4 protein-coding genes and 1 pseudogene are annotated in these 7,473 nt (G+C 71.4%); all 5 read left to right on the top strand.

All coding sequences use genetic code 11. The features are described from left to right. A pseudogene (locus tag ABD172_RS06415) lies at positions 1–240 on the top strand (1-phosphofructokinase); the annotation flags it as partial. After that, positions 240–2,351 (top strand): PTS fructose transporter subunit IIABC, encoded by a 2,112-nt coding sequence (locus tag ABD172_RS06410; protein ID WP_344308009.1) that lies wholly within the window; start codon positions 240–242, stop codon positions 2,349–2,351. The pseudogene ABD172_RS06415 and the gene ABD172_RS06410, both read left to right, overlap by 1 nt. Before the next feature lie 60 nt (positions 2,352–2,411). Next, positions 2,412–4,118 carry a phosphoenolpyruvate--protein phosphotransferase gene (ptsP, locus tag ABD172_RS06405; RefSeq protein ID WP_344308006.1) on the top strand — a complete coding sequence of 569 codons (1,707 nt, stop codon included), beginning with the start codon at positions 2,412–2,414 and terminating at the stop codon, positions 4,116–4,118. Between the two features lie 76 nt (positions 4,119–4,194). Next, positions 4,195–4,470 carry an HPr family phosphocarrier protein gene (locus ABD172_RS06400; RefSeq protein WP_344308004.1) on the top strand — a complete coding sequence of 92 codons (276 nt, stop codon included), beginning with the start codon at positions 4,195–4,197 and terminating at the stop codon, positions 4,468–4,470. A gap of 313 nt (positions 4,471–4,783) precedes the next feature. After that, the coding region (locus tag ABD172_RS06395) for an FtsK/SpoIIIE family DNA translocase (RefSeq protein ID WP_425546659.1) at positions 4,784–7,473 on the top strand (2,690 nt) is incomplete at its 3' end.

The following is a 7,473-nucleotide window of genomic DNA, read 5'->3' as shown; positions in this document are numbered from 1 at the left end:
CTCCACGCCGTCCATGCCCCCGTCACCGTGCGCAGCACGGTCGGCGCGGGGGACTCCTCCCTCGCCGGGTACCTCCTCGCCGCCGGTCGCGGTGACGACGAGGCCGGCCGACTCCGGCAGGCGGTGGCCCACGGGTCCGCCGCCGCCTCGCTCCCCGGCACGACGGTGCCGGGGCTCACCGACACCACCCCCGACCTCGTTCAGCTCCACCCGCTCCCGCTCCCATCGAAGGAGATGTGATGACCGCCCTCATCGTTCCCGACCTGGTCGCGCTCGACGCCGACCTCGGTCCCGACTCCCACGCGGTCATCCGCGCGCTGGCCGCGAAGGTCGCCGCGGACGGTCGTGCCACCGATCCGGAGGCGCTCGCCGCCGGCGCGATCGCCCGCGAGGAGAAGACGCCCACCGGCATCCCCGGCGGCATCGGGATCCCGCACACCCGCAACGAGGCCGTCACGGCCGCCTCGCTCGCGATGGCGCGCCTGAGCACCCCCGTCGACTTCGGGGCGAAGGACGGACCGGCCGACCTCGTGTTCCTCATCGCAGCGCCCGCGGGAGCCAACGAGGAACACCTCGCGCTCCTGTCGAAGCTCGCCCGCAATCTCATGAAGAAGCCCTTCCTCGCCTCGCTGCGCGGCGCCACGTCCGAGCAGGAGGTCGTCGACGTCGTCGAGACCGCGCTCGGGCTCCGCCCCGCGGAGGCGTCCGCCGCGGACGCACCCGCTGCCGGTACCGGGGCCGAGGCGGCAGCGCCCGCCGCGGCGACCGCACCCGCCGAGGGGAGCGGCACCTCGGCGACCTCCGGCGCTCCCGCCGAACCGGCCCGCCGCCGCACCGTCGTCGCGGTGACCGCGTGTGCGACCGGTATCGCCCACACGTACATGGCTGCCGACGCACTCGAACAGGCAGGCGCGGAGATGGGCGTCGACATCCGTGTCGAACCCCAGGGTTCCTCGGGGACCACCCCGCTCGACCCGCAGTTCCTCGCGGACGCCGACGCCGCGGTCTTCGCCGTCGACGTCGACGTGCGCGACAAGGGCCGGTTCGCCGGCAAGCCGTACATCCAGGTGCCCGTCAAGCGCGGCATCGACGAACCCCAGGAGCTCATCCGCCGAGCCCTCGCGGTCGCGGACGACCCGCAGGGGGCCCGGCTGCGCGTCGCCGCGGGGGAACAGGGCGAGAACTCGGGAGCCGCCGGCACGGAGTCCTTCGGCGCCGAGCTCAAGCGCGTCCTCCTCACCGGTGTGTCGTACATGATCCCGTTCGTCGCCGGCGGCGGTCTCCTCATGGCGCTCGGCTTCCTCCTCGGTGGCTACAACATCACCGACTTCGCCGACACGATCACGGTGGAGAACTCGCTGTGGAACCTCCCGACGGAGTTCCCGGACATCGCGATGGGACCGGTCGGGGCCTACCTGGGCGCGGTCTTCTTCAAGATCGGTAATCTCTCGATGGGCTTCCTCGTCGCCGCGCTCGCCGGGTACATCGCCTACGGGCTCGCGGACCGCCCCGGTATCGCCCCCGGCTTCACGGTCGGAGCGGTCGCCGCGTTCATGGGTGCCGGCTTCATCGGCGGCATCATCGGTGGTCTCATCGCCGGCTACGCCGCCCGCTGGATCGGTGGCCTGCCGGCCCCGCGTTGGCTCCGCGGGCTCATGCCCGTCGTCATCATCCCGCTCGCCGCGTCGATCATCGCCTCCGGGCTCATGTTCCTCGTTCTCGGCAACCCGATCGCCTGGCTCATGGGCGCCCTCACGACCGTCCTCTCCGGGATGACCGGGTCCGCTGCGGTCCTCCTCGGCATCGTCCTCGGCGTCATGATGGCCGCCGACCTCGGTGGCCCGATCAACAAGGTCGCGTACTCCTTCGCAGTCGCCGGGCTCGGCGCCGGGTCCGTCGACAATCCCGCGCCACTCATGATCATGGCGACCGTCATGGCCGCCGGCATGGTGCCGCCCCTCGCCCTCGCCCTCGCCACCACTCTCCGCGGCCGGCTCTTCACCCCCGCCGAACGCGAGAACGGCAAGGCCGCATGGCTGCTCGGTGCCGCGTTCATCTCCGAGGGTGCGATCCCGTTCGCCGCCTCCGACCCCTTCCGCGTCATCCCGGCCGGTGTCGTCGGAGCCGCGACGACCGGTGCCCTCACGATGCTCTTCGGCGTCACGAGCCAGGCCCCGCACGGAGGCGTCTTCGTCTTCTTCGCGATCGACTCCTTCCTCCTCTTCGTTCTTTCGATCGCGATCGGTACCGTGGTCTCGGCGCTGCTCGTGATCGTCCTCAAGCAGTTCGTCGGAGCACGTCGCCCGGAGACCGAGGCACCCGCCGCGGCGGCCGAGCCCGCACTGCACTGACCCGCCGCGCCACCCGCACACACGCACCCCGCGAACGTTTCTCCCGGAAGGAGAATCCCGATGAGCACGCTCGACACCCCGGCCGACTCGGCACCCGGAGTCACCGTGTACTCCGGCATCGGCGTCGTCGCCGGCCGGGTGGTCGCCCCGGTCAAGCGGATGCCCGCACCCCTCACCGAACCGGTCGAGGGACCGGCACCGGCGGATCCGGACGCCGAGAAGGAGCGCATCCGCGCCGCCGGACGGGCCGTCTCCGAGGCGCTCGCCGCCCGGGCCGAAGCGGTCACCGGGGACGCCCAGGCGGTCCTCAAGGCCACGAGTCTCATGGCCAAGGACCCCATGCTCCTCAAGACGGCGGCGAAGAAACTCACGCGGACGGACGCGGTGCGTGCGGTGTGGGAGGCCGGTAGTGAGGTCGCCGCCCAGTTCGAGGCGCTCGGTGGGTACATGGCCGAACGCGTCACCGATGTGCTCGACGTCCGCGCCCGGATCATCGCGCAGCTGCGGGACGAACCGGCACCCGGTATCCCGTTCTCCCACACCCCGTACGTCCTCGTCGCCCAGGACCTCGCCCCCGCGGACACCGCGACCCTCGACCCGAACGTCGTCGTCGCGCTCGTGTGCTCCGAGGGAGGACCCCAGGCCCACACCGCGATCCTCGCGCGTTCGCTCGGGCTGCCCGCGGTCGTCGCCGCTCACGGTGTCCTCGACATCCCCGACGACACCGCGGTCTACGTCGACGGCGCCGCCGGAACCGTCACGCTCGATCCCGGTGAGAAGGAGCGGAAGGCCGCCGCCGGTTGGGCCGAACGCGCCGCCGCACTGCGCTCCTACACCGGTCCCTGCCTCATGCAGGACGGCCACCGGGTCCCGCTGCGGGCGAACGTCGGTACGGGGGAGGACGCGCGCCGGGCGGCCGCCGCCGGCGCCGAGGGAGTCGGTCTTCTCCGCACCGAGTTCTGCTTCCTCGACCGCGACACCGAGCCGAGCCGCGAGGTGCAGGTCGCCGCGTACGGCGAGGTCTTCGCCGCGTTCCCCGGCCGCAAGGTCGTCGTCCGCACGATCGACGCCGGAGCGGACAAACCGCTGCCGTTCCTCACGAACGCCGATGAGCCGAACCCGGCACTCGGTGTCCGCGGGTACCGCACCGGCCGCACCCATCCGGGTGTCCTCGAACGCCAGATCGAGGCGATCGCAGAGGCCGCCGCCGCCCACACCGCCGAGATCCAGGTGATGGCCCCGATGATCGCGACGGTCGACGAGGCCCGCGCCTTCGCCGACCTCGTCCACTCCCACGGGCTCACGACCGCAGGCGTCATGATCGAGGTGCCCTCGGCGGCCCTCATGAGCCAGGAACTCCTCGGCGAGGTCGAGTTCGCCTCGATCGGGACGAACGACCTCACCCAGTACACGATGGCGGCCGACCGTCTCCTCGGGGACCTCGGCGAACTCAGCGACCCCTGGCAGCCGGCCGTCCTCAAGCTCATCCGCGAGGCGGCGATGGGCGGTGCCCTCAACGGCGCCTCCGTCGGCGTGTGCGGTGAGGCCGCCGCGGATCCGGCGCTCGCCGTCGTCCTCGTCGGCATGGGCATCACGAGCCTGTCGATGTCCCCGCGGGCCCTCCCGGCCGTCGCCGCGGTGCTCCGCACCGTCGACATGCGCCTGGCCAAGCGGTGCGCCGGTACCGCGTTCAACGCACCGACCGCCGCCGAGGCGCGCGAGGGCGTCCGGGCCCTCCTGCCGGTTCTCGACGAACTCGGCATCTGAGCCGGGCGCCCGCACCCGACCACCGTCCGTCACCACCGACCAGCACAGCAACACCACCACAGAAAGAGGCACTCCCATGGCCGAAGTCACCGCAACCGTCGCCAGCACCGTCGGACTGCACGCCCGTCCCGCCGCCCTCGTCGCCGAGGCCGCCGGTGAGCTCGACACCGAGGTCACGATCGGCCTGCCCGGCGAACCGGCGGAGGACGCGATGGACGTGAGCAGCGTGCTCTCGCTCATGGCACTCGGTGCGGGCTTCGGCCAGGAGGTCGTCCTCCGCGCCGAGGGACCCGGCGCCGACGAGGCCCTCGCGAAGATCAAGGAACTCATCGAGACGAACCACGACGCCTGAGCGCCACCGTCCACAGCAGAGCGGCACGAAGGTCCGGAGCCCACGGGTTCCGGACCTTCGTCGTCCCCGCGCGGAGGGCGGGGCGCGCCGAAGACCGCGGAAACCCGGGGTCGGGCGGCCCGCGCGTCCTAGGATGTGGAGCATGGCGACCAGTACGACTTCCCCCGCTACCGGCGCCGGAAAGAAGCGCCGGACGACGGGTACCCAGACCCGGACGACCGGGAAGGCCGCTCCGCGCTCGCGGGGCGGTGCGCGGACCTCCGACCGTGCGGGGAACCCGAACGCCGCGGCGAGTGCCGTGGCGGGAGCATGGATGGGAGCGGCGCACATGGCCGGGAACCGGGCACGCAGAACCCTCACCGAACCGACACCGACCCAGGACGACCCGCAGCGCGACACCGCGCGCGGGGACGGAACCGGATTCCTCCTCGTCGGCCTCGCGATCGTTGTCGCGGCCTTCGAGTGGTGGAACATCCCCGGTGCCTTCGGCAATGCCGTCCGAGGCGTCTTCGAGGGCACCCTCGGACGCGTCGCACTCGCCCTCCCCGTCGTCCTCCTCGGGTACGCGATCCGGCTGTTCCTCCGCGGCGAGCAGGTGAAGGGCAATGTCCGGATCCTCATCGGCATCCTCTTCTTCCTCGTCTCGGCGACGGGTCTCGCCCACATCGCCGTCGGCGTCCCCGGTTTCGTCTACGGACGCGACGCCCTCATGAACGGCGGTGGAGCGGTCGGGTACCTCGTCTCCTCCGTCCTCGTCACCGGCACGACGGTGTACGTCGCCGTGCCGCTCCTCGTCCTCCTCGGGCTGTTCTCCCTCCTCATCATCACCGCGACCCCGGTCGCCCGGATCCCGAGCCGCGTGTACGGGCTCTACCAGCTCCTCACCGGCGCGGACCGCGACACGCAGCAGGACTCCGCCGAGGGCGGGGACGACACCACCGACCTCGTCGCCGCGAACAAGCTCACCTCGAGCCTCAAACCCATGGGCGCCAAGCGCCGCAGCCGGAAGAAGCCGGCCGAGGGGGAGGCCCCGAAGTACGAGTCCGAGTCCGAGGCCGCCTACGACAAGGCGTACATCCACGAGAAGGAACTGCTCGGGGAGGGGACCGCCGCCTCCGGTGCGAACCCGCAGGATCCGCAGTTCTTCGACGTCGATGCCGACGGGGAACCCGAACCCGCGTTCAAACCGGGCCAGCGTCGTCCGACGAAGGCCGAGAAGGCCGCGGCGAAGCTGCGCGCGGACCTCGGCATGGACGAGGAGACCCGGGTCATCGACCGGCCCGAGTCCGGCGCGGCAGGTGCCGGTGCGGTGGCTGCCGGAGCAGCGGGTGCCGGTGCCGGCTCCGGTGGGGGCGCCTCGGCGGGGCAGGTGCCGACGACGAGCACCCCGGTGCCCGAGCCCACGGGGGAACTGCCCCAGCGCGTCGAACAGCTCACGCTCGCCGGCGACGTCACCTACACCCTGCCGTCCTCGGACTTCCTCGTCGCCGGGCCCCCGGCGAAGGAACGGTCCGAGGCGAACGACCGGGTCGTCGAGGCACTGCGCGGGGTGTTCGAACAGTTCTCGATCGATGCCGAGGTCACCGGGTTCTCCCGTGGACCGACGGTCACCCGCTACGAGATCGAACTCGGCGGCGGCACGAAGGTCGAGAAGGTCACGAACCTCTCGAAGAACATTGCGTACGCCGTTGCGAGCGCGGACGTCCGGATCCTCTCGCCGATCCCCGGCAAGAGCGCGATCGGGATCGAGATCCCGAACTCCGACAGGGAGACGGTCGTCCTCGGTGATGTGCTGCGCTCGAACGCCGCACGCAAGACCGACCACCCGATGGTCGTCGGCATCGGCAAGGACGTCGAGGGCGGATTCGTCGTGGCGGATCTCTCGAAGATGCCGCACCTCCTCGTCGCGGGTGCGACCGGTGCCGGTAAGTCGAGCTTCGTCAACTCGATGATCACGTCGATCATGATGCGGGCGACCCCCGACGAGGTCCGCATGATCCTCGTCGACCCCAAGCGCGTCGAGCTCACGATCTACGAGGGCATCCCGCACCTCATCACCCCGATCATCACGAATCCGAAGAAGGCCGCGGAGGCGCTCGAATGGGTCGTCCGCGAGATGGACGCCCGCTACGACGACCTCGCCCACTTCGGCTTCAAGCACGTGAAGGAGTTCAACAAGGCGGTGCGGGAGGGTCGGGTGCAACCCGAGCCGGGCTCCGAGCGGGTGCTCCATCCGTACCCGTACCTCCTCGTCGTCGTCGACGAGCTCGCGGACCTCATGATGGTCGCGCCGAAGGACGTCGAGGCGTCGATCCAGCGCATCACGCAGCTCGCGCGTGCCGCCGGTATCCACCTCGTCCTCGCGACCCAGCGTCCCTCGGTCGACGTCGTCACCGGTCTCATCAAGGCGAACATCCCGTCCCGCCTCGCCTTCGCGACGTCCTCGCTCGCGGACTCCCGCGTCGTTCTCGACCAGCCGGGAGCCGAGAAGCTCATCGGTCAGGGTGACGCGCTGTTCCTCCCGATGGGTGCGGCGAAGCCCATGCGTGTCCAGGGCGCCTGGGTGAATGAGTCGGAGATCGAACAGGTCGTCGACCACGTCAAGGGTCAGCTCACCCCGGTGTACCGCGAGGACGTCGCGGTCGAGAAACCGCAGAAACAGATCGACGAGGAGATCGGCGACGACCTCGAACTGCTCCTCCAGGCGGCCGAACTCGTCGTCACGACCCAGTTCGGGTCGACCTCGATGCTCCAGCGCAAGCTCCGCGTCGGCTTCGCGAAGGCCGGACGGCTCATGGACCTCATGGAGTCGCGCGGCATCGTCGGGCCCTCCGAGGGATCGAAGGCGCGCGATGTGCTCGTCACCCCCGAGGACCTGCCCGGCACCCTCGCGATCATCCGGGGCGAGGACGGCGGCTCCGGTGGGGGCGCCTCGGCCGCTCCTGCGGGACCGCCCGCCGGAGGTGCACCCGGTGGGACCGCCGGCGGGACGGCGGGGGGGAG

The organism is Brevibacterium samyangense (genome assembly GCF_039529845.1).
GTDB classification, from domain to species: Bacteria; Actinomycetota; Actinomycetes; order Actinomycetales; family Brevibacteriaceae; genus Brevibacterium; species Brevibacterium samyangense.
The sequence above is the reverse complement of the archived record's forward strand: the minus strand, read 5'-3'. Positions and strand labels throughout refer to the sequence as shown.